The organism is Jiella flava, assembly GCF_017349315.1.
Classification (GTDB): Bacteria; Pseudomonadota; Alphaproteobacteria; order Rhizobiales; family Rhizobiaceae; genus Jiella; species Jiella flava.
Window position 1 is genome coordinate 174,301 of record NZ_JAFMPP010000008.1, and the last position, 26,667, is coordinate 200,967.

Annotated in this window: 24 protein-coding genes and 1 pseudogene; 15 read left to right on the forward strand and 10 right to left on the reverse strand. The window is 63.7% G+C overall.

Annotated elements, in window-relative coordinates; genetic code table 11:
* Positions 1–24 precede the first annotated feature (24 nt).
* Positions 25–1,149, reverse strand: coding sequence for a zinc-binding dehydrogenase (locus J1C48_RS11245; RefSeq protein WP_207257968.1), 1,125 nt, complete (start codon positions 1,147–1,149; stop codon positions 25–27).
* A 524-nt stretch (positions 1,150–1,673) separates the two neighbouring features.
* On the opposite strand from J1C48_RS11245, the gene J1C48_RS11250 reads away from it, so the two are divergent.
* Positions 1,674–2,282, forward strand: a complete 609-nt coding sequence (locus J1C48_RS11250; protein ID WP_425523497.1) for an invasion associated locus B family protein — start codon at positions 1,674–1,676, stop codon at positions 2,280–2,282.
* 188 nt (positions 2,283–2,470) lie between these two features.
* Here J1C48_RS11250 and hspQ read toward each other — a convergent pair whose 3' ends face one another.
* Positions 2,471–2,803: a heat shock protein HspQ gene (gene hspQ / locus J1C48_RS11255; RefSeq protein WP_207257937.1), complete on the reverse strand. Its 333-nt coding sequence runs from the start codon at positions 2,801–2,803 to the stop codon at positions 2,471–2,473.
* A 108-nt stretch (positions 2,804–2,911) separates the two neighbouring features.
* On the opposite strand from hspQ, the pseudogene J1C48_RS11260 reads away from it, so the two are divergent.
* A pseudogene (locus tag J1C48_RS11260) lies at positions 2,912–3,874 on the forward strand (AEC family transporter).
* On the opposite strand, the gene J1C48_RS11265 reads toward J1C48_RS11260, so the two are convergent.
* Positions 3,818–5,047: a UbiH/UbiF family hydroxylase gene (locus J1C48_RS11265; RefSeq protein WP_207257938.1), complete on the reverse strand. Its 1,230-nt coding sequence runs from the start codon at positions 5,045–5,047 to the stop codon at positions 3,818–3,820. The pseudogene J1C48_RS11260 and the gene J1C48_RS11265 overlap by 57 nt on opposite strands.
* A gap of 176 nt (positions 5,048–5,223) precedes the next feature.
* Here J1C48_RS11265 and pcsA point away from each other — a divergent pair, with 176 nt between their 5' ends.
* The 3 genes from pcsA to glgX all read left to right on the forward strand — a co-directional run bounded on the left by pcsA (position 5,224) and on the right by glgX (position 9,463).
* Positions 5,224–5,958 carry a phosphatidylcholine synthase gene (gene pcsA, locus J1C48_RS11270; RefSeq protein WP_207257939.1) on the forward strand — a complete coding sequence of 245 codons (735 nt, stop codon included), beginning with the start codon at positions 5,224–5,226 and terminating at the stop codon, positions 5,956–5,958.
* Positions 5,959–6,071: 113 nt separating this feature from the next.
* Complete coding sequence (locus J1C48_RS11275; protein ID WP_207257940.1) at positions 6,072–7,046, forward strand: quinone oxidoreductase family protein; 975 nt, start codon at positions 6,072–6,074, stop codon at positions 7,044–7,046.
* Positions 7,047–7,210: 164 nt separating this feature from the next.
* On the forward strand, positions 7,211–9,463 hold the full coding sequence (gene glgX / locus J1C48_RS11280; protein WP_207257941.1) for a glycogen debranching protein GlgX: 2,253 nt from the start codon (positions 7,211–7,213) through the stop codon (positions 9,461–9,463).
* 124 nt (positions 9,464–9,587) lie between these two features.
* On the opposite strand, the gene J1C48_RS11285 is transcribed toward glgX, so the two are convergent.
* From J1C48_RS11285 to J1C48_RS11300, 4 genes are all read right to left on the reverse strand, one after another.
* The gene (locus J1C48_RS11285; RefSeq protein ID WP_207257942.1) at positions 9,588–10,274 is read right to left on the reverse strand and encodes a fumarylacetoacetate hydrolase family protein; all 687 of its coding nucleotides are present in this window, start codon (positions 10,272–10,274) and stop codon (positions 9,588–9,590) included.
* A gap of 90 nt (positions 10,275–10,364) precedes the next feature.
* Positions 10,365–11,255, reverse strand: a complete 891-nt coding sequence (locus tag J1C48_RS11290; protein WP_231081708.1) for a DMT family transporter — start codon at positions 11,253–11,255, stop codon at positions 10,365–10,367.
* A 102-nt stretch (positions 11,256–11,357) separates the two neighbouring features.
* The gene (locus J1C48_RS11295; protein WP_207257943.1) at positions 11,358–12,104 is read right to left on the reverse strand and encodes a PspA/IM30 family protein; all 747 of its coding nucleotides are present in this window, start codon (positions 12,102–12,104) and stop codon (positions 11,358–11,360) included.
* A complete protein-coding gene (locus J1C48_RS11300) occupies positions 12,101–12,532 on the reverse strand; it encodes a DUF2170 family protein (protein ID WP_207257944.1) in 432 nt (143 codons plus the stop codon). Before J1C48_RS11300 ends, J1C48_RS11295 begins: the two co-directional genes overlap by 4 nt.
* 152 nt (positions 12,533–12,684) lie before the next feature.
* Here J1C48_RS11300 and J1C48_RS11305 point away from each other — a divergent pair, with 152 nt between their 5' ends.
* From J1C48_RS11305 to J1C48_RS11340, 8 genes are all read left to right on the forward strand, one after another.
* On the forward strand, positions 12,685–13,743 hold the full coding sequence (locus tag J1C48_RS11305) for an ion channel (protein WP_231081709.1): 1,059 nt from the start codon (positions 12,685–12,687) through the stop codon (positions 13,741–13,743).
* A complete protein-coding gene (locus J1C48_RS11310; RefSeq protein WP_425523498.1) occupies positions 13,743–14,402 on the forward strand; it encodes a DUF2491 family protein in 660 nt (219 codons plus the stop codon). Before J1C48_RS11305 ends, J1C48_RS11310 begins: the two co-directional genes overlap by 1 nt.
* Positions 14,403–14,500: 98 nt before the next feature.
* A complete protein-coding gene (locus J1C48_RS11315) occupies positions 14,501–14,902 on the forward strand; it encodes a DUF350 domain-containing protein (RefSeq protein ID WP_207257946.1) in 402 nt (133 codons plus the stop codon).
* Positions 14,903–14,913: 11 nt separating this feature from the next.
* A complete protein-coding gene (locus J1C48_RS11320; protein WP_207257947.1) occupies positions 14,914–15,486 on the forward strand; it encodes a DUF1190 domain-containing protein in 573 nt (190 codons plus the stop codon).
* A 51-nt stretch (positions 15,487–15,537) separates the two neighbouring features.
* Complete coding sequence (locus J1C48_RS11325; protein ID WP_207257948.1) at positions 15,538–16,695, forward strand: glutathionylspermidine synthase family protein; 1,158 nt, start codon at positions 15,538–15,540, stop codon at positions 16,693–16,695.
* A 145-nt stretch (positions 16,696–16,840) separates the two neighbouring features.
* A complete protein-coding gene (locus J1C48_RS11330; protein WP_207257949.1) occupies positions 16,841–17,821 on the forward strand; it encodes an alpha/beta hydrolase in 981 nt (326 codons plus the stop codon).
* Positions 17,822–18,148: 327 nt separating this feature from the next.
* Positions 18,149–19,765 (forward strand): peptidoglycan L,D-endopeptidase MepK, encoded by a 1,617-nt coding sequence (gene mepK / locus J1C48_RS11335; RefSeq protein ID WP_231081710.1) that lies wholly within the window; start codon positions 18,149–18,151, stop codon positions 19,763–19,765.
* Between the two features lie 985 nt (positions 19,766–20,750).
* A complete protein-coding gene (locus J1C48_RS11340; protein ID WP_207257972.1) occupies positions 20,751–21,143 on the forward strand; it encodes a Ros/MucR family transcriptional regulator in 393 nt (130 codons plus the stop codon).
* Between the two features lie 364 nt (positions 21,144–21,507).
* On the opposite strand, the gene J1C48_RS11345 is transcribed toward J1C48_RS11340, so the two are convergent.
* The 3 genes from J1C48_RS11345 to J1C48_RS11355 form a co-directional block, all read right to left on the reverse strand.
* Positions 21,508–22,320, reverse strand: coding sequence for an SGNH/GDSL hydrolase family protein (locus J1C48_RS11345; protein WP_231081711.1), 813 nt, complete (start codon positions 22,318–22,320; stop codon positions 21,508–21,510).
* Positions 22,317–23,510, reverse strand: a complete 1,194-nt coding sequence (locus J1C48_RS11350; protein WP_207257951.1) for a phosphoglycerate kinase — start codon at positions 23,508–23,510, stop codon at positions 22,317–22,319. Before J1C48_RS11350 ends, J1C48_RS11345 begins: the two co-directional genes overlap by 4 nt.
* Before the next feature lie 160 nt (positions 23,511–23,670).
* Complete coding sequence (locus J1C48_RS11355) at positions 23,671–25,476, reverse strand: potassium/proton antiporter (protein ID WP_207257974.1); 1,806 nt, start codon at positions 25,474–25,476, stop codon at positions 23,671–23,673.
* 448 nt (positions 25,477–25,924) lie between these two features.
* Here J1C48_RS11355 and J1C48_RS11360 point away from each other — a divergent pair, with 448 nt between their 5' ends.
* Positions 25,925–26,194, forward strand: coding sequence for an ArsR/SmtB family transcription factor (locus tag J1C48_RS11360; RefSeq protein WP_231081712.1), 270 nt, complete (start codon positions 25,925–25,927; stop codon positions 26,192–26,194).
* Positions 26,184–26,459 (forward strand): SRPBCC family protein, encoded by a 276-nt coding sequence (locus J1C48_RS11365; RefSeq protein ID WP_207257953.1) that lies wholly within the window; start codon positions 26,184–26,186, stop codon positions 26,457–26,459. The genes J1C48_RS11360 and J1C48_RS11365 overlap by 11 nt, the downstream gene beginning before the upstream one ends.
* Positions 26,460–26,667: the final 208 nt, after the last annotated feature.

The window sequence follows — 26,667 nt, forward strand, 5'->3', positions numbered from 1 at the left end:
ACGAAAGCGCTCTGGCCGCTCGGTTCACATCATGATGACGTGACGAACCGTCCGGCCCTCGGCGAGGGCGTCAAGCGCTGGATTGATATCGTCGAGTGAGCCTCGGCTGGTCAGCAGCCGGTCGACCGGCAAGAGGCCGGCGCGGAACAGGGCGATGTAGCGCGGGATGTCGCGGCTCGGCACGCAGCTGCCGATGTAGCTGCCCTTCAAGGTGCGCTCTTCAGCAACCAGCAAGACCGGCGACAGGGCGAGGCGCTCGCTCGGTGCGGCGAGTCCGCCGGTCACCGTCTGACCACCCCGGCGGGTGATGCGATAGGCAAAGTCGAGCGCCGGCACCGCGCCCGCGAGCTCGATTGCGACATCGACGCCGCCGGCGGTCAGCGCCTTCACCCGGGCTTCGGCGTCTGTGTCGCGCGGGTCGACAGCATGGCTGGCGCCAAGCTCCAATGCAAGTTGGCGTTTTTCGGCGATCGGGTCGACGGCGATGATCGTCGCCGCGCCGCAGGCTCGCGCGCCGAGCAGGGCGGCCAGCCCAACGCCGCCGAGGCCGATCACCGCGATGCTCTGGCCGGCTTTAAGATGGGCGGTGTTTACCACCGCGCCGACGCCGGTCAGCACCGCGCAGCCGAACAGGGCGGCGTGTTCGAAAGGCAGCTCCCGGTCGATCTTGACCAGCGAGCGCCGCGAGACGACCGCCGCTTCGGCAAAGGCCGAGACGCCGATGTGATGGTTGACGGGCGCGCCGCGATAGGAGAGGCGTCTCGCGCCGCCGAGCAGCGTGCCCGCACCATTGGCCGCCGCGCCCGGTTCGCAGAGCGCCGGGCGGCCTTCGGCGCAAGGGGCGCAGTGGCCGCAGGACGGAACGAAGACCATCACCACGTGATCGCCAACGGCAAGATCGTCGACGCCCTCGCCAAGGGCCTCGACTACGCCGGCAGCCTCGTGGCCGAGCGCCATAGGCACCGGCCTTGGCCGCGCGCCGTTCACCACCGAGAGGTCGGAATGGCACAGGCCCGCCGCCTTGATCCGCACCAACACCTCGCCGCGCCCCGGTGCTTCGAGTTCGAGCGACTCGATGGTGAGCGGCTTGGTCTCGGCGTAGGGCCCGGCGAAGGGGGATTCATGGAGGACGGCGGCGCGGATCGTGATCAAGGCGGAGGGTCCTCTACAGCATCGGCCCGAAAATCGGAGTCGCTTTTCGGCAAAGCACGATGCGTCAATTCAAAGTGCTGGAGCGCCCTGCATTCGATAGGATGCAGGGCGCTCCAAGGTCGACTGGCCGGTTCGCGATGACCTCGGAGAGGCCGCAGGCTGCACCGGACTTGCTATCATGCGCAGAGTAACGGGATTTTTCAAAAAGCCGAGGGGCTGTCTTCGGCAAAGCGTGTCTCAAAGGACGGAGGGTTGCCAACGGCCGCCGACGGGTGCGGCGGTCGGCGCCGAGGCGCGCGCGGACGACGCCGGGATTGTCGGTGTGGCGGGAGCTTGGCGCAGCCCGGCAAACGGCTACGCTCTTTGGCAAAGACTTCGGTTGCGTGCGATCTTAAAGCCCTCAAACGGCCGCATTTGCGAAAGACGTCCGAGGCCGCTATGGAACCAGCCATAAAGTCGCAATGAACGCGCCGAAAGGATATGAGGCCGTGCAAGACCGGATGAAGAACGCTTCGCTCTCGATGCTCGCCGGCGTGCTCGTGGGGACCGCCACGCTGCTCGCTGGAGCTCCCGCCGCCAACGCGCAGGACGCCGAGGTGATGCCGACCGAGTGGTATAAGGTGTGCAGCAAGCAGGGTGACAACGAGATCTGCAACACGCAGTACTCGCTGATCGCCAACACCCGCCAGCTGATCACCGCGGTGAATCTGATCGACGTCAAGGGCAAGGTCAATCAGAAGGTCCTGCAGGCCGTCGTGCCGACCGGTCGCGTGATCCCGGCGGGTGTGCAGCTGAAGATCGACAACGATCAGCCGCTGACCATGAACTACACCGTCTGCTTCCCCAATCGCTGCATTGCCGAGGCTGAGCTGACCGATGCGCTGATCGCCAGCATGAAGAAGGGCAAGCAGATGGTCGTGACCTCGGTCAACTTCCAGCGCCAGCCCAATCCGATCCCGATCACCCTGAAAGGCTTCACCGGCGCCTATGACGGCCCGCCGGCCGACGAATCGGAGCTCGCCAAGCGCCAGCAGCAGCTGAACGAGGCCCTGCAGAAGCAAGCCGAGGCGCGCCGCAAGAAGTTCGAGGATGCCCAGAAGGCGGCGAAGGACAGCGGATCGTCGCAGTAAAGGAAGACCGCAAGGGCGCGGGCGACGCGCCGACGATCGGTCTCGTGCGCACCCGCCCGGTCTTTGCGCGCGGGGTCCGGCACCAAGCCTCTGGCGCCAATCTCTCTGCGCCCTGGAAATCGACATCGATTTTCAGGGCGTTGGTCTATGCAATCTGTCGGAGGATGAGGCCCGGGGGTGGGGGCGGATTAGTTCCGGTGTTCGATCTTCAGGCGATAGCTGCCCTCGATCGGGCCATCGAACAAGTCCCCGACCTGCGGATGGCGGATCGGTGCGCCCGAATCGTCCGGCAAGAGGTTCTGCTCCGAGACATAAGCGATGTATTCGGTTTCAGAATTTTCCGCGAAGAGATGGTAGAAGGGTTGATCTTTGCGCGGACGCACGTCCTCGGGAATCGATTGGTACCATTCTTCCGTATTGTCGAATTCGGGGTCGACATCGAAAATGACGCCGCGAAACGGAAACAGGCGGTGCCGCACGATCTGGCCAATATAAAAGCGCGCAGTTTGCATTGCCGTCATGTCTCCATCAGCGAAATTGCATCAGCTGTCTTATAGGGCAGACGCGCCGACGCGCTTGCCCCTGAAGGCCTGCTTTAGCATGAGAGCACTTAATGCAGGGTCTATCCGGTGATCCAAATCATCGGACTGATTTCGCCGTTCTTCGGCCTGATCGCCCTCGGCTTCGTCGCAGGACGGCTGCGCCGCCATTCGCTCGACGGTCTGGCCTGGTTGAACGTCTTCATCATCTACATCACTCTTCCCGTGCTCTTTTTCCAGCTGCTTTCCAAAACACCCGTCGAAAAGCTCGCCAGTTTCAGTTTTGTCGCCGCGACAACCCTTTCGACTTTTTTGATCTTTGTCTTCGGATTTGCCGTCGCTTATCTGCGCAGCCGCGGCGACATTCCGGCCGCCACGATCCAAGGGTTTGGCGGCGCCTAGGGCAATATCGGCTACATGGGGCCGGGCCTCGCCCTGGCGGCGCTGGGGCCTGAAGCCGGCGTCCCGGTCGCGCTGATCTTTTGCTTCGACAACACGCTGCATTTCGTGATGGCGCCGCTGATGATGGCACTCGGCGGCGATCGCCAGCCGCCGCTCGCCATGGTGCGGCAGGTGCTGACGCGGATCTTCACCCACCCCTTCATCATCGCAACGATCGTCGGCGTCGGTGCGGCGGTCCTCGGCCTTCATCCGACCGGCGCGCTCGATCGGTTTCTGTCGCTCCTCGCCAATGCCGCGGCGCCCTGCGCCTTGTTCGCCATGGGGGTGACGCTGGCTCTGCGGCCATTGAAGCGGGTTCCGCCGGAACTCTTCGCGATCGTGCCGATCAAGCTGGTGCTGCATCCGCTCGTCGTCTGGCTGGCGCTCGGGCTCGCCGGCAGTTTCGACGCCGTATGGGTCCAAAGCGCGATGCTGCTCGCCAGCCTGCCGACGGCGACCAATGTCTTCGTCATCGCGCAGCAATACGGGGTCTGGATCGAGCGGGCTTCGGCGACGGTGATGGTGACGACCGCCGTCTTGGTCGCCACCGTCACGCTACTCCTCTACATGATCACCACGGGCGTCATGCCCGCCCATCCATTTCCTCACTGAGCGGGGCAGGCCGGTGAGGCCGGCGCCGGGGACGAGGCCCTCGCGCATGGCAAATTGCCGCAGCGGCGAAATCAGCCCCATGGCCGCCAGCGCTCCGCTGCGGGCGATCTGGGTCGGCAGGAAATCCATCAGCAATGAGCGATTCAGGATATCGACGCCGGCCGTGCGGGTGAGGACATCTCCGCGCCGCGCCGCCTGATAGCGGCCAAGCATCAGCGGCGAGCCCGGATCGTCGCGGCTTTCCGCGGCCAGTCGCACCAGCGCCTCGGCGTCGCGCAGGCCAAGATTGAGTCCCTGTGCGCCGATCGGCGGGAAGGCATGCGCCGCCTCGCCGACGAGAGCGAGACGCGTGCTCGTCAGACGATCGACGCGGCTGCCGCCGAGAGGATAACAGCCGACCGGTTCCTCGATGCTGACCTCGCCCAAAATCCAATGCAGCTTTTCGGCGACCGTCTTCGACAGCTTTTCAGGCTTCAGATCCACATAAAGCTCGGCGAGCTTGGGATCTTCGACCCAGACCAGCGACGAGCGCCGCCCTGGCAGGGGCACCTGGGTGAAGGGCCCGGAGCGGGTATGAAATTCCGTCGAGACATGGCCGTGGTCGACCGCGTGCTTGAAATTGAGGACGATTGCGGTCTGCGGATAGCGCCATTGGTGGGACCGGATTCCGGCGGCCTCCCGCATCGGCGAGCGGCGACCGTCGGCGGCTATGATGAGATCGGCGCCGATCTCGCTGCCGTCTTCGAGCGTGACCACCGCGTGCTCGTCGGTCAGCGTCAGGCCGGTCGCGGCCAGCTCACGGATTTCCAGAGTCTTGGCCGCCGCCGTCCGTTCGGCGAGGGCGGCCGCGAGATCGGCATTGAGGGCGTTGATGCCGAAGGCGTTGAGGCCGATTTCGCTCGCCCGAAACTCCACCGTCGGGGCGCGAAACAGTCGGCCGAGATCGTCGATGATTCGCATGACGGCGAGCGGCGCATGACGGGCGCCGAGCGCTTCGACCACACCGAGATCGGCAAGAAAGGCCAGCGACTTGCCGAGGATCGCGGAGCTGCGTTTGTCAGCCGGCGGTTGCGGCGCCGCCAGCAGTGTGTCGAATCCTGCCTGGGCGAGGCCGAGCGCGGTGGCCGTTCCGGCGAGCCCGCCGCCAACGACGATGATCTGTCTGCGTTCCATCGCATTGATCCCAGAATTGGTATAACCGGTCGAATGTCTTGCGGATCCAGCCACCGACCGTCTTGGATTTCGCAGATACGCCGGTTACAGCCAATGACAATGGCCAAAACAAATGGCGGGGCGGGATGTTCGCCGATCGACAAAGCAAAACGCGGCCAGGGGGCGACGATCCGGCAATGTCCGACATGACGCAAGAGTTCGGTCGCGCCGACCGGTGGCGCGCCTTCGCGATCCACCTGTTGACGGCCAGCGGCGCGTTCATGGCCTTTCTGTCACTGATCGCCGCCGCCGAGCAGCGCTGGGTCGCGACCTTCGCCTGGCTGGGGCTGGCGCTGTTCGTCGACGGGATCGACGGGCCGATGGCCCGCAAGGCCAATGTCAAAGGCGTTCTGCCGAACTGGTCGGGCGATCTGCTCGATTCGATCATCGACTACGCGACATATTCGCTGATCCCAGCCGTAGCGCTTTATCTTTCCGGCATGATCGGCCGGCCGATGTCCTTCGTCGCCGCCGCGCTGATCGTGATTTCCAGCGCGATCTACTACGCCGACACGCGGATGAAGACCAAGGACAACTTCTTCCGCGGGTTTCCGGTCGCCTGGAATTTCGTCGTCTTCACGCTGTTCGCGGTCCAGCCGCCGGAATGGGCGGCCTTCGCGCTGGTGGCGCTGTGCGCGGCCGGAACCTTCCTGCCGGTGAAGTTCGTTCATCCCGTCCGCGTGCGGGTGCTGAGGCCGCTGACGCTCGGCGTCGTCGCGCTCTGGTCGGTGCTCGGCGCGGTGGTTCTTCTTCAGGGTTTCGCTGTCTCGCCCTTGGTGCGCTGGGGCCTCGTTGCCGCCGGGCTCTATCTCTTGTGCATCGGCGGGCTGCTGCAGCTCATCGACACGCTGAAGGGCGTCCGCAAGACTTGATCCGGCCGCGGGGCGCTTATCTGTGTTTGTCGTCGAGACGGGTCCAACCCTCGTCGGCTCGCTGAGAGGACATTCGCGCGCCGGGTGTTGGACGCAAGAAGGGAGATTGCGCCATGAGCAAGGCGATCATCGTCAAGAAGACCGGTGGACCGGAGGTTTTGTCCTTCGAGGATTACGATCCCGGCAAGCCGGGCAAGGGTGAGATCCTGGTCGAGCAGAAGGCGGCCGGCATCAATTTCATCGACGTCTATTTCCGCACCGGCCTCTACCCGTCAGACAAGCTGCCCTTCGTCCTCGGCAAGGAGGGCGCAGGGATCGTCGCCGAAGTCGGTGAGGGCGTGACGCTGTTCAAGACGGGCGACCGAGTTGCCTATAACGGCGTCTCCGGCACCTATGCCGAGCGGATTGTCATGGCCGCCGACAAGGCGGTGCTCGTTCCCGAAACGATCGAGCTTGAAACGGCCGCGGCGGCGATGCTGAAGGGCATGACGGCGGAATATCTCCTGCGCCGGACCTATCCGGTCGATTCCGACACGGTGCTGCTGTTCCATGCGGCGGCGGGCGGCGTCGGCCTCATCGCCGGACAATGGGCCAAGCATCTCGGTGCGACGGTGATCGGCACCGCCGGGTCGAAGGAAAAGTGCGATCTCGCGCTCAAGAACGGCTACGATCACGTCATCAATTATCGCGAACAGGACTTCGTGAAGGAGGTCGAGCGGATCACCGGCGGGCGCAAATGCGACGTCGTCTACGATTCGGTCGGCAAGGACACCTTTCCGGGCAGTCTCGACTGTCTGCGCGCTCGCGGGTTGTGGGCGAGCTTCGGCCAGTCGTCGGGCAAGCTGGAGCCGATCGACCTCGGCATCCTGAACCAGAAGGGATCACTCTACGCCACAAGGCCGAGCCTCTTCGGCTACTTGACCAATCGCGCCGAACTCGAAGCCTCGGCAAAGGCTCTCTTCGACGTTATGGCGTCGGGCGCGGTGAAGATTACCATCGGCCAGCGCTACAAGCTGTCCGAGGCCGAAAAGGCCCACCGCGACCTCGAAAGCCGCAAGACCACGGCCGCGAGCATTCTGACGATCTGACGCCCGAAGCCGGGCCGGCGCCGCGCCCTGACGGGGGCGGGGCCGGCGCGGTGATCCGGCCTCTCGATGGCCGGCTATGAGCGAAATTTCCATTGGATGCCGGAACAATCGGGTCAGGATCGTCTTAAGCAGCGTCCTCTATTCTCGCTTTTGGAGAAGCCGTCGTGACGGTCCACATCACCCCGAACAACACCGAGACTCACCGTGCTCCGGCGGCGCGCCGCACGCGCATTCGCGAGGGACGGCCCTTTCCTCTCGGGGCGACCTGGGACGGCATCGGCGTCAATTTCGCGATCTTTTCGGCCCATGCGACCAAAGTCGAACTCTGCCTGTTCGACGCGGACGGTGAGACCGAGATCGAGCGCATCGAGCTGCCTGAATACACCGACGAGATCTTTCACGGCTACCTGCGTGACGTGCGGCCGGGCCAGATCTACGGCTATCGCGTCTACGGCCCCTACGAGCCCGATGCCGGCCACCGGTTCAATCCGAACAAGCTGTTGATCGACCCTTATGCCAAGCAACTGATCGGCGAGGTCACCTGGGATCATGCGCTGTTCGGCTACACGATCGGCCACGGCGACGCCGACCGGTCCTTCGACGAGCGCGACAGCGCCGCCTTCGTGCCGAAATGCCGGGTGGTCGATCCCGCCTTCACTTGGGGCGACGAGCGGCGGCCGCAGGTGTCCTGGGAGCGCACGATCTTCTACGAGACCCATGTGAAGGGTTTCACCATGCGCCATCCGGCGGTGGCCGAGCGCGATCGCGGCAAATTCGCCGGTCTGATGACCAGCGAGGTCATCGATTACGTCCGCAGCCTCGGTGTTACCTCGGTCGAGCTGTTGCCGATCCATGCCTTCGTCGACGACAGCTACCTGATCGACAAGGGCCTGCGCAATTACTGGGGTTACAACTCGATCGGCTTCTTCGCGCCGGACCCGCGCTATCTCGCCTCGAATTCGATCGCCGAGTTCAAGGAGTTGGTGTCGGCCTTCCACCATGCCCGACTCGAGGTCATCCTTGATGTCGTCTACAACCACACCGCCGAGGGCAACGAGCTCGGACCGACGCTGTCCTTCAAGGGCATCGACAACGCCACCTATTATCGCCTGATGCCCGATCAGGCGCGCTACTACATCAATGACACCGGCACCGGAAACACCGTCAACACCTCGCATCCGCGGGTGATGCAGCTCGTTACGGATTCGTTGCGCTATTGGGCGGGCGAGATGCGGGTCGACGGCTTCCGTTTCGATCTCGCGACGATCCTGGCCCGCGAGCCGAGCGGCTTTTCCGAGGAATCGAGCTTTTTGCATGCGACCATGCAGGATCCGCTGCTCAGCCAGGTGAAGTTGATCGCCGAGCCGTGGGACTGTGGGCCGGGCGGCTATCAGGTCGGCCGCTTCCCGCCGGGCTGGGGCGAGTGGAACGATGGCTATCGCGACACAATCCGCTCCTATTGGCGCGGTGATCCGGGCAAGATTCCCGCCGTCGCCGACAAGATTTCGGCCTCGGCGCCGCTGTTTGACAAGCGCGGCCGCAAACCCTGGGCGTCCGTCAACTTCATCACCGCCCATGACGGCTTTACCCTGCACGACCTCGTCAGCTACAATGACAAGCACAATGAGGCCAATGGCGAAAACAATCGCGACGGCCATGATCACAACCTCTCTCACAACTACGGCGCCGAGGGGCTGACCGACGAGCCGGAGATCGTCGCAACGCGTTTCCGCCAGATGCGCAATTTCTTCGGCACGCTGCTGTTTTCCCGTGGCACGCCGATGATTCTCGCCGGCGACGAGTTCGCCCGCACGCAAGGCGGCAACAACAACGCCTATGCGCAGGACAACGAGATTGGTTGGGTCGATTGGAATATCACGCCCGAAAGCCGCGATCTCGCCCGCTTCGTCCAGAAGCTGATCATTCTGCGCCAGTCGCTCGCCATGCTGCGCCGGGGCAATTTTTTGCATGGAACCTTCGACGAGGAGCTGGGCGTCAAGGACGTCGCCTGGATTCGGCCCGACGGCCAGGAGTTCGAGGAGAGCGACTGGGCGGACGTTGATGCACGCTGCTTCGGCAAGTTGCTTGACGGCCGGGCGCAGGAGACCGGCATTCGCCGGGCGGGCGGCGATGCGACCATGCTGATCGTCATGAATGCCCATGACGACGTGGTGAATTTCGTCCTGCCGAAGGCGCCGGGCGGCGTGCGCTGGCGCTGTGTGATCGACACCAATCTGCCGGATCGCGAGGAGCTGTCGCCCTTCGAATTCGAGACCGCCTACATGGCGACCGGCCGCTCGTTCCTGGTGTTCATGCTGGAACCGGACGACAGCGACGAGAGTGAGGAGGCCCGCCGCTCCTTTGCCCATGTCTCGGAAGCCTTCGCGCGCTCGGCCGGCGATCGCCTGCGGATCTGACGCCGCGGACCTTTGGACGCGGCATGAAATTGCTCGCCGGTTCGACGCAATCGGCGGGCGGTTGATTTGCAATCGGGTCGGCGGCGGCGCCTGTCCCGCCGCGGTGCCGCCGTCGTGCCCGTCCTCAGACGACCGTCACCGCCAGCGTGCCGAGGCCCTCGATCGCTCCGACCAGCCGGTCTCCGCGCGCGACCGGGCCGACGCCCGCCGGTGTGCCGGTCATGATCAGATCGCCGGGCGCGAGTTCGAACAGGCCGGAGAGATGGGCGATCACCTCGGCGGTCTTCCAGATCATCTGCGCAAGATCGCCGCTCTGGCGCGTCTCGCCATTGATGCTGAGGCTGATTGCTCCCGCTGCCGGATGCCCGATCGTGGCCACCGGCACGATGTCGGAGATTGGAGCGGAGTGTTCGAACGCCTTGCCGGTCGCCCAGGGGCGGCCGAGCTTCTTGGCCTCGCCCTGGAGATCGCGGCGCGTCATGTCGAGGCCGATGGCATAGCCGAAGACGGCGTTGAGCGCGCTCGCGGCGGGAATGTCTGTGCCGCCCTTTGCGAGCGCGACGACCAGCTCGATTTCGTGATGCACGTCGTTCGTCGCCGGCGGATAGGGAAACGTGCCGGTGGTGACGAGATTGTCCGGGTTTTTCTGGAAGAAAAAGGGCGGCTCCTTGTCTGGATCATGGCCCATTTCGACGGCGTGATCGGCATAGTTGCGGCCGACGCAATAGATCCGGCGCACGGGAAAGGTCTCGGCGCGCCCGCGGATCGGCAGACTCGGGGTCGTGAAAGCTTGAAAGGCGTGCGTGGTCATGGCGGCTCGGCTCATTGCAAGGGGTCTGATCCGTTTCGGGTCCGCCCGGCGTTGTCGCTCAGGGGTAGCGCGGCCGCTGGCGGCAGGCAATCAGCGGGCGAGCGCTTTTGCCCGCGTCCGATTTTCGCGCCACCAGATATAGAGGCCGCTGGCGACGAGGATGAGAGCGCCGATCGCCGTCGTCTTGTGCAGCGGATCGCCGAAGACCACCACCGTCAGAATGCTGGCGACGAGCACCTGGACATAGAGGAACGGTGAGAGCAGCGAAGCCGAGGCATAGGAAAAGCCGCGCACCAGCATGAAATGGGCGAATGCGCCGGTGCAGCCGATCGCGATCATCAGCGCCAGCGCCGTCGGACTCGGCGCTTGCCAGAGTGGGATGACGACTAGGCTGAGTACCACGGCGCCCGGCGCGCTGGTGTTGAACATGGTCGAGGCCGAATCCTCGCGGCCGGCGAGGCGCCGCGTCAGCATGTAATAGGTGGCGTTGAAGATCGCAGCGATCACCACGAGGAACAGCGCCGGCTCGATCGACGCGACGCCCGGCCGAAGGATCACCAGCATCCCGACGAATCCGGCGATCACCGCGGCAATCCGGTGGATGCCGATCCGCTCCTTCAGAAAGAGCACCGAAAACACCGTGACGAGGATCGGCGCGACGAACATGACCGCGGTGGCGTCGGCAAGCGGAACATGGGCGAGCGCGGTATACATCAGCGTTGTCGCAGACAGCAGGCAAAGGCCGCGCGTCAGCTGCAGCACCGGATGAGTGGTTTTCAGAAAGCCCGGCCCGCGGGTCAGGGTGAGAACGGTGCCCGTCACCAAGGTCTGGAACAGGTAGCGTCCCCACAGCACTTGGATGACAGGCACAAGGCCCGTCAGATATTTGCCGATGGAATCCTGCATGGCGAAGCAGGTGCCGGCGGCAAGCGTAAACAGGATGCCGTTCATGAAGTCGGTGAGGCGGGGCAAGACAAGCAACCAGAAAAAGTCCGCCCCGGCCGGGTGGCCGGGGCGACGCATGGTGAAACAACGTCGAAAGCGTGAAGAAGAACGGGCCGCCGATCGATGGCCCGGGAGGGATCAGGAGTCCTTCGGCCGCTCGAGGCCCAGCGGATCCTTCTGGCCGGGCAGGGCGGGCGTCGAATTCGTGCCCATGATCTGCGCCAGCACGTCATCGGCCGATTGCGACTGGCCGCCGATGCCGGCTTCCAGGAGCTGCCGGTCAAGGTCGGAGCCCGATTCCAGCGCCGCGAGTTCGGCGCCGGCTTCGAGTCGGCCGCGCTGCATGTCTTGCTTCTTGCGGATCCGCTCCAGCGAATCCATCGCATTGCCGAGCTTGGAGTTGATGCCGGACTGCGACGAGGCGATCGCCGATTGGGCCTTGATCAACGACTCGTTGGCCTTCACGTTCTCGACCTCGCGGCGCATCTGCTGAATGCGCTGCTCGGTGTCCTGTACCGCCTTGATCATCTGCTGCTGGCGGGCCGAGAGGGTCTGAAGCTCGGCTTCGTCGCGAGTGGCCTCGGCCCTCGTTTTGGCAATCCGGTCGGCAAGGCCGCGGGCGAGATCCTCGCGGCCCGCCTGCAGCGCGGCGCGGGCGCTCTCGGTGTCCTTGCGCTCTTTCGCACGGGCCTCGTCGACCCGGCGCTGCAGCGACTTGTTCGACGCCATGATCCCGGCGAGATCCGAGCGCGCCTTGCGCAGCGCGGTCTCCGCGTCGCGGATTTCCTGATCGAGGATGCGTAGCGCCTGCGTATCGGCGACGTTTTCGGCCGCCTCGTTGACGCCGCCGCGCACGGCGGTGAAAAGCTTGCCCCAAACGCTCATGCGCCGAACTCCCCGTTCTTCCACGCCTCAATCATATTGGCCGCGTCCACCGCGTTGGTGGCGAGCACCGCCACCTCTTCGACCATCGCCTCGGCGCTGGAGCGCGAGGACAGCGAGCCGAACAATTCGTACCACTCCTGGCCGTCGAGAGTGACGATGCCGAAGGTCGAGAGCGGCACCAGTTTGTGCGTCGACAGCACCATCCGCTCGAATGCCTCGCGGTTCGGAATATCGCTTGCCGGCGTGAGGATCACGCTGGCAAGCACCTGATCACCGCTGGCGGTGATTAAGACGTCGAGATCACCCTTTTCCTTCAGGGTGACACGAATGACGTCGCCGGTCTCAACGACGCTGACATCGACGTCGCCCAGTGCGTCCGGATCGGAGGCGAAAAGCTCGGTCAGGCTCGCAAGATTCCACTGTTCCACGGGATATCCTTCGGTTGCCAAGGTTCGTGCCGGGGTTTTACATCACCACTCCAGGTCTGTCCAAAGGGATTCACCGCTGAAGCGGGCAGGCGGTCAGGCCGGAACGACAATGCAACGCATCACGCTCGAGATCACTGGACTTCAAGGACGTCGTGCCGCTGTTTTCGCGTTATCTCCGCCGCTTCTACGTCGCTCTCGCCGAATTGAGCTGGGGTGCCATCCTGGCCATGGCGCTTGGCCATCTCGTGGCGAGCTGGCTCGTTTTAAACGTGGTCGGGGAGAGCGATCTCACCCGCGACCTCGTCGATTTCGTCTATTATTACGTCGTGACGGCAACGACGGTGGGCTATGGCGACCTGTCGCCGGCGACCTCCGCCGGCCGGCTGATCGCCGTGTTCTTCGTCCTGCCGGGCGCGATCGCGATCTTTACCGCGGTGCTCGGCAAGCTCTTGTCGGCCGTCAGCAACATATGGAGACGCCGGATGTACGGGCTCGGCAATTTCGTTGAGCGCAGCGATCATGACATCGTCATGGGCTGGCACGATGGCACCACTCAGCGCCTGCTGGCGCTCCTCGCTGACGAGCGGGGCGAGGGCGAGCCGCCGATAGTGCTGATCGCCAAGGATCTCGAACAAAACCCGATGCCGGACAAGATCGACTATGTCCGGGTGGAACGCCTCGCCGATCCCGATGGTCTCGAGCGGGCCGGGGCGGCGAACGCCCGGGCGATCATCGTGCGCGGCGCTTCCGACGACGAAACTCTGGCGGCCGCGTTGGTTGCCTCGGCCCTGGGCACGGGCACCCATGTCGTCGCCCATTTCGATTACGAGACCACAGCCGCGATCCTGCGTCGCCAAAGCCCGGCGATCGAGACGGTGACGTCGCTGTCGTCCGAGCTGATGGTACGGGCGGCCCGCGATCCCGGTTCCTCGGTGGTCGCCAATCTGCTGTTGTCGGCCGGCAAGCAGGACACCGCCTTTTCGGTGAGAGTGCCGAACAGCGCGCCGTCTTTTACCTATCGAGCTGCGCTTTATACGCTGCGCCGGCTGCACGCGGTGACCCTGGTCGGCATGGCCCGTCACGGAAATGTCGATCTCAACTGCGAGGACGCCACCACGATTCAGTCCGGTGATGTGCTTTATTACATCGCTGACCGCCGTTTGGATTCCGCGAGCATTGGCTGGGACGTTTTCGCAAAGGAGAGCGCATGATCTTCTCGCTGTTCGGTAACAAGGACAAGCCGGAAGACCTGCCGGCCGAGCGCGGCCCGCTGGGAGTCGCGATCGGCGGCGCGGTCGAGATCGACATCCTGTCGCTACATGCCGATGCGGCGGGGGCGACCCCCGGCATGGCGCTGCCTGAGGGGGGCAGCTTCATCGTGGTCGCCTTCGGCGAAGCGCGGCTCGACGGCGAGACGGTGCTGTCGCGCTATTATGACGAGGACGACCGCCTGCTCCAGACGCTGTCGGCCACCGGCCGGCCGGGTGATGCGATCCAGGACATCAGCCTGTATTCCTCCTGGGATAGCGTGGTGCCGGCGGGCCGGGCGGAATGGGATCGCTGGTCCGGCCCCTCCGGCCTCATCGGCCAGCCAAGCTACGACGCCGACGGCATTTTATTCGAGCGCTACTGGGGCGAGGGCACCGGCCGGGCCGAACTCGTCGAATTCGTCGAGGATGTCGACGACGGTCACCGCAAGCGGGCGATCCACCAGACCTGCATGCTCTATGCCCGTCCACTTGGCGCCACCCAGGAGATGCTGCTGATCAACATCGAGCGGGACATCGCCGAGCGCGCCAGCCGCGAGGGCGGCTCAGTCGAATTCATGCTCGGCTATGGCCTGTCGCCGGCGGATGTGCGACGGGTCTAAGGCCGAATTCGTTGGATGCGCGCCGGGCTGAGCGGCGGGCATCTCGGACTGAAAAGGATCGTGCGGGGGGCGAGCCCCGCTCAACGAGAGGGAAGCGAATGTTCGGTTACGTTGCGGGCCTGCCGGCCTTTCTCGCCTATTTTGTGCTCGGGCTGGTGCTCTATGGCCTGTTTGCCTGGATCTACACCACCTTGACCCCGCAAAAGGAAATCCAGCTCATCCGAGCCGGCAACACCGCCGCGGTCATCGCCTTTCTCGGCGCGATCCTCGGTTTCTCCCTGCCGCTCGCCTCGGCGGCGGCCAATTCGGTCAGCGTCTTCGACTTCATCTTGTGGTCGATCATCGGCCTGCTCGCCCAGCTTCTGGCTTTCGTGATCGCGTCGAAGACGATGACCGGGCTGCATCAGCGCATCACCGATGGGGAAATTGCCGCGGGGCTGTGGGGCGGCGGCATCGCGCTCGCCGTCGGCATCCTCAACGCGGCCTGCATGACCTATTGAGGAGAGCCCCGATGAGCCGACGTTTCACCAATCGTGTGCCGCCCATGCTGGCGCTTGGGACGATCGCCGTCGTCGCAGCCGTCGCCCATGGCTGCAGCGGCGAAAACCGGCCGACGGAAGAGGCGTTTTCGACGCCGCAGCAATGCGCTGACAGCGGCATCGATATGCAGATCTGCGAAGCCGAATATCAGCAGGCGCTGCAGAAGCATCTCCAGACCGCGCCGAAGTTCAACGCCATGGCCACCTGCGAAGAGCAGTACGGGCAAGGGCGCTGCTTCGAGACCAATGCTCAGGGCCAGGCCGCCAATGGCGGTGGTGCGGGCGATTTCTTCGTGCCGTTCATGACCGGCTATCTCGTCTCTTCGGCGCTGGCGAACCTGTCGAACTACGCCGCCTATCGCAACTATCGCTACAGCTCGGACTATGTGAATACGCCGATCTATCGCACGCGCACCGGTCAGACGGTGACGAGCACGGTCAGCGGCGGCAAGGCGATCAGCCGGCCGGTCAATGTCAACACCCGGACGGTGTCGCGTTCGGGCTTTGGCGGGCGGTCTTCGTCGCGCGGCTTCTTCGGTGGCTGAGCGTGCTGACGATAGCGTGCCCCGGCGTTGTGCCTTCGTGGGGTGGGTTTGATGAAACGCATCGACCTGCCGGAGCGTGAAAACTGGCGCCAGTCGGCGGAGGCGGTCGGCTTCGGATTCCACGAAATGTATGGCGAGCCCTATTGGGTCGACGACGCGGCTTACGTTTTTTCGCTCGCCGAGATCGAAGAGGCGATCGAAGCGCCGTCGCAGGAACTCCATGACATGTGCATGGACCTCGTCGCGGATGTCGTGCGCGATGAGGCGTCGATGGACGCCCTGTCGGTGCCGCAGGAGATGCGCGACCTTGTCGCCAAGTCTTGGCGGGATGGCGACAAGCATCTCTATGGCCGGTTCGATCTTGCCTATGACGGCAGCGGCCCGGCGAAGCTTCTTGAATACAACGCCGACACACCGACCTCGATCTTCGAATCGGCCTATTTCCAGTACAACTGGCTGACCGACAATCTTGATCGCGGCACCCTGCCGGAGGATGCCGATCAGTATAATTCGATCCAGGAGCGTCTGGTCGAGGCCTTTGCAGCCTTTTCGAAGGATCCGATCTTCCACTTCGCGGCTTGGACCGAGAGTGACGAGGATCGTGGCACTGCCGCCTATCTGATGGACTGTGCCGTTCAGGCCGGCCATCGCACCATGCTCCTCGACATCCGCGAGATCGGCGTCGATGAGCAAGGCCGCTTCACCGACACCGAAGATCGGGTCATCGACCAGTTGTTCAAGCTCTACCCGTGGGAAGACATGCTGCGTGAGCCCTTCGCCAAGCATCTGTCGAGCGCCGGAGCGATGATCGTCGAGCCACCGTGGAAGACGATCTTGTCCAACAAGGGCATCTTGCCGCTGCTGTGGGATCGCCACGCCGGCCATCCCAATCTTTTGCCGGCATATTTTGCCGGGGACGAGCGGGCGACGACGTTGCGCGACGCCGTGCGCAAGCCGCTGTTTTCCCGCGAGGGGGAAAATGTCGAGGTGCTGAAGGATGGTGCGCGAGTCGAGGTGACCGAAGGATCCTATGGCGAAGAGGGCTTCGTGGTGCAGCAATGGACGCCGCTGTTCGAGGCCGGCGGAGCTTATGCGGTGCTCGGCTCCTGGATCGTCGGTGACCAGGCCTGCGGCCTCGGCATGCGCGAAGACCGCTCACCGATCACCCGCAATCTCTCCCGTTTCGTCCCCCACATGATTTTGGAATGATGTCGCTCAGAGCCGGCTTTATCGGGCGCAGAGCGATCAATCATTTGCGCCCTCAGCACGATCCGCGGCGCGCAAACCCTACTCTGACGCGTCTTTCGGCCTAGCTTCACTCGTCGACAGATCACCAATCGGCAGGACGGCGAGCATGGCAAAGGCGCGACTCGAGATCGACCCGGCAGCATTCGATCCGGACGCCGCGGACCCAGAACTCGTTAAACTCAACGATTGGCTTCGCGACAAGCATCGGCAGCGGCCCGACACCTGGAGCCTTCCAATCGAAGCCGTGCGGCATGCCCGCAAGGCCGGTAAGGGCATTTTCCCCTTCGCGCCGCGCGATAAGAAGGCCGAGACCCACATCCATATCGGCTCGGCCGGCCGCGAGATTGCGATGCGGATTATCCGCCCTTCAAATGGCGCGACGCGCGGCACCTTCCTGCATATTCACGGCGGCGGTTGGGTGTTTGGCGGTTCGGAGGAATCTGATCCTTGGCTACGCCGGCTTGCCGACAATACCGGGTTGACGGTCGTCTCGGTCGAGTACCGGCTGGCGCCCGAGCATCCGTTTCCGGCGGCGCCCGACGACTGCACCGATGTCGCGGCGGCGCTCGCCAAGGGCCATCTGCCGGTTCCGCGCGGCTTTCTCGCGATCGGGGGCGAATCCGCTGGGGCTCATCTCGCGGTTCTCACGCTTCTTCGTCTGCGCGACGACTATCAGCTTCGGCCATTCGGGGCGGCTTTGTTGGTTGCCGGTTGCTACGACCTGTCTTTGACGCCGAGCGTGCGGGCGGCGGGTGAAGAGCGCCTGGTGCTCAACACCGACGACGTCAAGGAATTCGTGCTGCGCTTCGTGCCCGATGACTATGGTCTGAAGGACCCACACGTTTCGCCGCTCTACGCTGATCTCCAAGGACTGCCGCCGGCCCGCTTCAGCTGCGGGACGGCCGACCTGCTCATCGACGACACGCTGTTTATGGCCAGCCGCTGGTTGTCCGCCGGCAATGCGGTCGAGCTGCACCTGACCAACGCCGGGGCGCATGTTTTCGAGGCCTTCCCGAGCGGCGCGGGCATCCGATCCTTGGATGGCATGGAAGCTTATCTTCGCGAGCGCATCGATTTTCCCGCCTGATCGGTCGAGAACCGGGCCGAGGCCGGCGTTTCCAAGTCCTGCGATATGATCACGCTAGGTCGTTTCCGGTCCGCCGAAAGATCGAAAGTGTCGGACTAACCAGCCGAAATCCTTGGACGAATCAGCGCCTGGCGGTGTTTAACCCTTTTGTAGCGTTAATGCCGCATTAAGAATTTTTCGGCAGTTTGAGGAAGAAAAACTTCCACGTTGTCATTTTCGTGCCTCAGTCCTGAGCGAGCGTTATCGACAAGGGTGATGCCGTTTTGTCGGCATGCGTCGCGGGGGATACGTCGGCGCGGATGGATGAAATCTTCAGGGGGATGCCGCATGTTCGGACGAACTGTCGGCGCGGGGCGGCAAGCCTTGCGTCTCGCCGTCTTGGCCGCAGCCGCGATGTTGGCCGGGGCGATCGCGACGAAGGCTTCGGCCGAAACCCGGACCTTGCGCCTTTACAATCTCCACACCCACGAGAAGGCCAGCTTCGACTATAAGGTCAACGGTCGCTACGACTCGTCCGAGTTGCAGAAGATCAACTGGTTCCTGCGCGATTGGCGCAAGGCCAAGGCGACCAATATGGATCCGCGCCTGTTGGATCTGATCTGGGAGGCCTATCGCCAGTCCGGATCGCGGGCGTTCATTCATGTGATCTGCGGTTACCGCTCGCCGGCGACCAATGCGATGCTGCGCTCGCGCTCCTCCGGCGTTGCGAAGGAGAGCCAGCATACGCTCGGCCGCGCGCTCGACTTTTACATTCCCGATGTTCCGCTGAAAAAGATGCGTGAGATCGGCCTGAAGATGCAGGTTGGCGGTGTCGGATTCTATCCGCGCTCCGGTTCGCCCTTCGTGCATTTCGACGTCGGCAATGTCCGGCACTGGCCGCGCATGAACCGCCGCGAGCTGCTCGCTGTCTTCCCCAACGGAAATACTGTTCATGTGCCCTCGGACGGTAAGCCTTTGCCGGGCTATAGCCAGGCGCTGGCGTCCTATAAGGCGCGCCGCAGCGGTTCGCAGGTTCAGGTGGCCAACGCCCGCCCGTCCTCTGGCGGCGGCAAGTCGTTGATCTCCATGCTGTTTGGCGGTGGCTCGGGGAGTGAGGCGGCCGAGGACGAAGCCGATGTCGCGACGCCGAGCCGTGCCCCGGTGCAGGCTGCGCCGCAGCCGCCGGCACCGGTTGACGTCGCGGCCGTGGTGCCGCGGCGTCGCCCAAGTCGCGATCTGCCGAACGGCGTTTCCGTGCCGATCCCCGATCAGTTCGATGCCGGTGCGCGCTCGGCCGCGTCCGTCGCCGAGGCGTCGGCGGTGGATATCGCGCGTGTTCCCGTTCCGACGGTCAAGCCTGCGCGCGCCGCGCGGCCGGAGGACGCGATCGGGCAGAGCGAGGTCGGTTCGCTGATCGCCGCAGCGGAAGCCGAGCTTCCGCAGGCCAAGGTCGCAGCGAGCCAACTCGCCTATGCGGTTCCGATGCCGACCGATCGGCCGAACTTCGACGCGTTGCTGAAGTCGAAGGGCAAGAGCGATCCGGCCAAGCCGGCGGTTGCCGCGCTGAACAGTCTTGCCGCCGAAGATCGAACGACGGTCGCGGCGATTGTGCCGACGAGTCGTCCCGCTCAGGGGGGCGCGGCGAAGGCACCGACGCCGCATCCGGGGCTGGTGGCGGCATCTTTTAAGGAAAAAGCCGTGCCCGCACCACGGCCGCTCACCGGTCTCGACATCGCTTCTCGGGCTCGCGTCCAGCGCCCGGCGGTCTCCGGCAAAGGTGGCCGCGTGATCTCGACCGCGCAGGGCCAGAAGGCCATCCACGCCCGCATCGAATATGCCTCCTTCATCGCGGAGGAGGGTGGTGCGGCCGAGGGCGTGCCCGGGCAGCACAGCGCGTTGTCCGAGGCAATGCTCGCGCGAGGCTTCACGCTGTCGGAGACGTCGCGCGGCGCGTTTAGGAATTAGAGGGCCCTGCGTCCTATCGGACGTAGAAAGGTCGCTCTGACCCTTTGAATCGACGCATCGTGCTTTGCCGAAAATCAAGTCCGATTTTCGGGCCGATGCTGGAGGGCCCACTGGATCTTGCTCGGCATGGATCTGCTTTTTGCGTGTCGAAGCGGCAGGCCTCGGCCGGATTGTTGGCCGCAAGGGGCCCAGCGATCAGATTGGTGCGTTCCGCCAGATGATAAATGTCGGCGTTGACGCGTTCTTCCCGGGCTCCGACTGTTGATATCGTCGGGATGTTGTTGAAGTTGGCATCGATTACGGAGATACTTCGAATCTGACGTATCGGGATTAGATGGTTGCATAGTCGACTGATTCTTTCCGTCAGATAATTTTCGTAATGATTCATTGCATGGGATCAGATTACGTTGGCCTACACTGTTTCGTGAGCCTTGAGTTGGATGAAATGTTCGCCGGCGTGAGTGTCGCGATGACGGATATCGTCGAGCGACCCGCGCAAGCACTCATCTGCATTTATAGGTTGAGGCTTCGCAATTCAGATCTGTAATGTCAGACAAACTCTTTAAAAAATCGAGGTCAAAGCTCGGAAAGACCGATTTCTTCAGCTGCTCGGCGGGCAAATGAAATCAGTCGGTTTCCAAACGAAACCACCTGAAAGTTGTACTGCTGCCGATGAAGTCCCTCGTTACACAGCCTTTCGGTGGCGTCCGAGTGCTATGCTCACCTCAAAGTTTTCTTGGCCGAAGCGCACGAAAACCAGCCTTGCTGGGGGAAAAATCTAAAAAACGAACAACGTGCTATTGACAGCAAGTAATGCGCGATAAATACAAGAGGACGTAGCGTAGTGCCGGTTTTACTGGTTTCTCGATCTCGTCGCCGGCGGTGCGCAGGTGCGATTTTCCGAGAGAGTTCTTCTGCGGCGCTGCCAGGATAGCAATGAACGGGTGATAAATTGGATCAGATCGAGGCAATCGACAACAACGAAATGCTCATGGAGCTGACGGCCGAGGTCGTTGCTGCTTATGTCAGCAATAATTCTCTGCCCGTTTCCGAGCTTCCGGCGCTGATCGCCGATGTTTACGGCGCGCTGGGACGGACCACTTCAGCTCCGGCAGCACCGCAGGCCGAAAAGCCGAAGCCGGCAGTTCCGGTCAAGAAGTCGGTGACCGACGACTACATCGTTTGCCTGGAAGACGGCAAGAAATTCAAGTCGCTGAAGCGTCACCTGATGACGCATTACAACCTGACGCCCGAAGAGTATCGCGAGAAGTGGGATCTCGCGCCCGACTATCCGATGGTTGCGCCGAACTATGCCGCCGCGCGTTCGCGTCTGGCCAAGCAGATGGGCCTCGGCCACAAGCGTCGCCGCGGTCGCTGAGCCATCCGCGCGGGCCACAGCATCGGCCCGAAAATCGGAATCGCTTTTCGGCAAAGCACGTTCGTCAATTCAAAGAATGAGAGGCGACCTTTCTGCGTCGGATCGGACGCAGGGCGCTCTAAAAGAGAGTCGCGCGATCGATCTCGTCGCCGGACGACAGTTTCAAGCAGCGTGTGCCCGGTGCGGTGCGCGCTGCTTTTGCGTTGACGGGGGTCGCGCTGCGCCCTGCGGGCATGGGAGCGGCAAGGCCGCTCACCACGGCGCGGTTTGCGATTCAGCGCCAAGGACGCCCCGTCCGGCGGCTTCTTCTTTGCCCGATTGGCCTTTCAACCAGAGCGGCGAGAGGCGCCAGACCCGCTAGCTCTCAGCAGCGCGCGAGCACGTAGTTGACGAGATGGTTGGCGTAATAGGCGTAGCCTTCGGCCGATGCGTGGAAGCCATCGCGGGAAAAGCCCGCCGGTTCGACTCGTGGCAGGGTGGTGGCGACGATTGCGCCGCGTTCGGCGCAGAGCCGCGCGCCGATCTTGCGAACGATCCGCGCGCGCAGTTCCAGAACATAGGCGAGGCCGCGTGGCAGGGCCGGTACCCGTTTCAGATCGACCGGCGGCGACCAGACGATCCGCGCCTCGGGCCATTTGGCTTTCAAGGCGTAGATCAGGCTGCCGAAGCTCTTCTTGAAACGCCAGCCGCCGTGAAAATTCTTGGCGTCGTTGGTGCCGATCATCAGCACGATATGGGTGAAGGCCTCGCGAGCCAGGTTTGGCACGACGTGGTCACGGATTTCGGCCGAGACGGCGGAGTTGGCGCCCGCGGCGCGCCAGAAGACCGACAGGCCGGTGAGAGCGCTGATCCGCTCGGCGAGTTTCGGGCCGAGGGAGTCGTCGATACGATCGACCCCGACGCCGGCCGCCGACGAGTCACCGATTACCAGCAGGCGAATGGCGGCCTCGCGGATCGACTCGGCCCCCAAAAAACCGCTGGTCCGGCCGGCTGGCGGACGCATCCGCTCCACCCGGCGGCGGGTCGCGATGCCCTGCCAGATATAAACCGGGATGAGCAGCCAGGAGATCACGCCGGTTTTGAACGACGCCGCCAGTCCACCGGGATCAAATTCCCCGGTGAACTCGCTGAGCCTGCGTTGGGCGCGGCCTGAAAGCTGGGTCTGCGGTGTCATCATGTCTTGAGGATCTCGACGCCCGGCAGCGCCTTGCCTTCCATCCATTCGAGAAATGCGCCGCCTGCCGTCGAAACATAGCTGAAGTCCTTGGCGGCGTCAGCCTGATTTAGTGCCGCGACAGTGTCGCCGCCGCCGGCCACCGAGACCAGCTTGCCAGCGCGGGTTCGTTCGGCGGCGTGGGTCGCTGCGGCGACGGTCGCGGTGTCGAAGGGGGAAAGTTCGAAGGCGCCGAGCGGACCGTTCCAGACCAGCGTCTTGGCCTTGTCGAGCCAGGCGTTCACCGCCTCGACGCTCTTCGGTCCGGCGTCGAGGATCATCGCGTCCTGTGGAACACGATCAACGGCGACGGTCTCATTCGGCGCCCCGGCCTTGAACTCCCATGCCACAACGGCGTCGACCGGTAGAACGATGGTGCAACCGGCGACCTTGGCGGCCTCCTGGATGGCGCGGGCCGTATCGGCGAGATCGTGTTCGCAGAGCGACTTGCCGACGGCGACGCCATTGGCGGCGAGGAAGGTGTTGGCCATGCCGCCGCCGATCACCAGCGCGTCGACGCGCGAGACCAGATTCTGCAACAGGTCGATCTTGGTTGAGACCTTGGCGCCGCCGACGACCGCGACGAGCGGGCGCTGCGGATCACCGAGCCCTTTTTCGATGGCCTCAATTTCGGCCTGCATGGTGCGGCCGGCATAAGCCGGCATATGGTGGGCCAAGCCTTCGGTCGAGGCGTGCGCCCGATGGGCGGCGGAGAAGGCATCGTTGACGAAGATGTCGCCGAGTTCGGCGAGCGCGGCGACGAATGCCGGGTCGTTCTTTTCTTCGCCGGTGTGGAACCGGGTATTTTCCATCAACATCACGTCGCCGTCCCGCATTTCCGCGGTCTTGGCTACGGCATCCGGGCCGATGCAGTCGGACGAGAAGCCGACCGGCCGCCCCAGCGTCTCGGCGATCACCGGGGCGAGGGGCGCCAGCGACATGTCCGGGTTGGGCTGGCCCTTGGGACGGCCGAAATGAGCAAGCAGAATGACGCGACCGCCGTTGTCGGCGATCTCGCGAATGCTCGGCAGGACCCGATCGATGCGGGTTCTGTCGGTGACGACGCGGTCTCTCATCGGCACGTTGAGGTCAACGCGCAGGAGCACGCGCTTGCCGGCCACATCCACATCGTCGAGGGTCTTGAATTGCGTCACGTCGTCTCTCCTTGGGCGTCCGGCGAAACACCGTGCCGGGCGTGGGTTGCCGGGCACGCCATACGCCGGCGCGAACGCCTGCGACGCATGCCCATCGGGTCGTTGGTCTCGTAGCTTTGCCGGCGCCGTGCGTCCAGATCCGCCGTGCTGATGCGCGCCATCAGGGCTTCTTTCGTGGCCGGGCAAAGATCTCCTTGATCAGGGTGGTTAGATCCTTGCGGCTGAAGAACAGCGGAATCGCGCTGCCGCGGCCGCTTTCCGGCTCCAGCGACAGGCCGGCCGCGACCACCGCCCCATCGAGTCCGGTCTGGCGGACGATCAGCTCGATCGGCGCGGCCGAAACGCGGTCGCCATATTCCGCTTCGCCGCCGAGCCGGCCGATCATCAGATCGGAAATCGACAGCTCTTCCTCGCCCGGTTGCAGCCGGAAGCCATAGATCTTGGCAAGCTCGGCGGCTTTGGCGGCAGGGTCAACGGAGAATTCGCCAAAAAACTCGGCGTCGTCCGGGTCGAGTTCGGCGGGGCGCGCGAACAGGCGGTCGAGCAGCGGTGGATAGCGAGGCGAGATGAACAGAAAGACGTAGTCGCCGGCCCGCAGCCGGCCGGCATATTGGTAGCGCATTGACTGGCCTTCGCGTATCACCAGCGATGGCCGTGCCCAGCGTGGGACCCGCTCCCCGCGTGCCACCGGACTGCCGCTGACGACGCGATAGGAGAGTAGCTCATGGTCGGGTGTGCCGGGAAGTTCGAGCTCGAACTTTTCGATCGCGCCGGTGCGTGGCGGCACGACCAGGCCGAGGCGGCGAGCGACGCTGGCGATCGTCCAGCCTTGCACGAGCAGCGAGGCGAGGACGATGATGAAGGCCGAGTTGAAGAACAGGCGATAGTCGTCGAGCCCGCCGATCAGCGGCACGATGGCGAGCAGGATCGAGACCGCGCCGCGCAGGCCGACCCAGGAGACAAAGGCCATCTCGCGGCGTTGAAAATCGAAGGGGATGAGGCAGAGCCAGACCGCCAGCGGCCGCGCGACGAAGATCAGGAAGGCGGCAAGCGCCAGGGCTTGCCAGGCGATCTCGGCGAATTGCGATGGCGTCGCCAAGAGGCCAAGGATCAGGAACATGACGATCTGCGCGAGCCAGGTCAGGCCATCCTGGAAGCGCTTGATCGATGCGGTGTTGGACAGCCGTGCATTGCCGGCATAGAGCCCGGCGACATAGACCGCGAGGAAGCCCGAGCCGCCGAGCGTGCCGACGGCGGAAAAGATGCAAAGGGCAAGACTGAGCGTGATGATCGGCAAGAGACCGCGGTCGATTTTCAGCCGGCGGACCACCGCGCTGATCAACATGCCGCCGAGAAAGCCGCCGAGCAGACCGATGAGCATCTGCGAGACCAGTCCGAGCATGACGCTGAGCCCGACGGTTTCGATGCCGCCGCCGGCGCGGATCATCTCGACCAGCGCGACGCTCAGGAAGATCGCCATTGGATCGTTGGTGCCGGATTCGATTTCGAGCAGCGAACGCACCCGTTCGCGCACGGTGATGCCGCCAACGCGAAGGAGGAAAAACACCGCGGCTGCGTCGGTCGAGCCGATAATGGCACCGAGCAGCAGTCCTTCGACCAACGGGACATGAAGGAGATAGCTGGCGGCAATGCCGAAGAGGACGGCGGTGATCAGCACGCCGACGGTCGCCAGGAGCAACGCCGGCGCCGCCGCTTGCTTGAAGGTGGAAATGCGGGTGCCGAAGCCGGAATCGAACAGGATGACGGCCAGCGCGATCGTCCCGACGAAATAGGCCAGATCGGCATTGTCGAAATCGATACCGATGCCGTCGACGCCGGCGACGAGGCCGATCGACAGAAACAGCAGCAGCAGCGGGGCGCCGAAGCGGAAGGCCAGCAAGCTGGAGAAAGCGGCAATGACGATGAGGATGGTCCCGACCAGAATCAGGACATAGAGCGACTCCAGCATGTCTCGGCGCGCATACTCTCAAGCTGATGGACGAATCGATAGGCGGCAGGAAGCCGCCTCCTCGACATAGAGGAATGCGCCGCCGTGGCCATTCCAAGGCGGAGAGAAATCTCGTCCCTCGAAATTTGCGGCGCGCTGACGGTTTTTCCCGGCGGCGGCATTTGTCCGCCGCCGAGCCGGCCGAACAGTCTGGACGGAAGCCGACGTTCAAGACCGCGCCGCCACCGGCGAGGCGGTCCAAAAAACCCTCACTAGCACGCTGGGCAAGCGCCGTGCCCATCGGCGGCGCATCGGTGGATTGGGCAGTCGCCTGCCGGAGATGTCATTTAACGATATTGTTGACTGATCCCGTTTTCCCGTCTAATTAAACCACATGGTTGAACGAATCGACAACGAGCTTGGTGACGTCCTCAAAGCGCTTTCCGATGCAAGCCGGAGGCGGATCATGACTCTCCTTGTGCAGGAGGGCGCGATGACTGTCGGCGAGTTGGCTGGTCGCTTCGATATGAGTCTCGCCGCAGTATCCAAGCACATCAAAGTCCTGGAGGCGGCCGGACTCGTCAGCCGGCGTACCGAATGGCGCGAGCACGTCATTTCGGCCCGGATGGAGCCGCTCCAGGTCGTCGACCGATGGTTGTCGGGGCTCCGTTCGAACTGGGCAATGCGCCTTGAGATACTCGCTAAAATCATGAAGGAGAATGACAATGACGACTGATCTTGTCTTGAAACTGACCCAGCAGGTCGATGCCGCGCCCGAGAGAGTGTTCGACGCTTGGCTCGATCCCAAGATGATCTCCCGGTTTATGCTGACGGGCGCCGGAACAGGCGTCGCGAAGGCCGAAACCGACCCGCGTGTCGGCGGCCGCTACGACATCGTGATGACCAACGACATGGGCGAGGTTCCTCACTGGGGCGAGTATCGCGAGATCGACCGCCCTGATCGCCTGGTCTTCACGTGGAATTCGCCCCACGCGGTGTGATTTTTCATGGAATAGGGCCCCTGTTTGAGGGGTAATTTTCGTCCAAACGGGACCCCTTAACGTGGGGTCATCAAGATGCCTCCGGTTTGATCGGAGGCATTTGTGTTTTGGATGTTGATTGTGGAGACGATTGCAAAGATACGCCGGCTGTCGCGGGTCCAGGGAAAGTCGATCAAGGCGATCTGCCGGGAGTTGAATATCTCCCGCA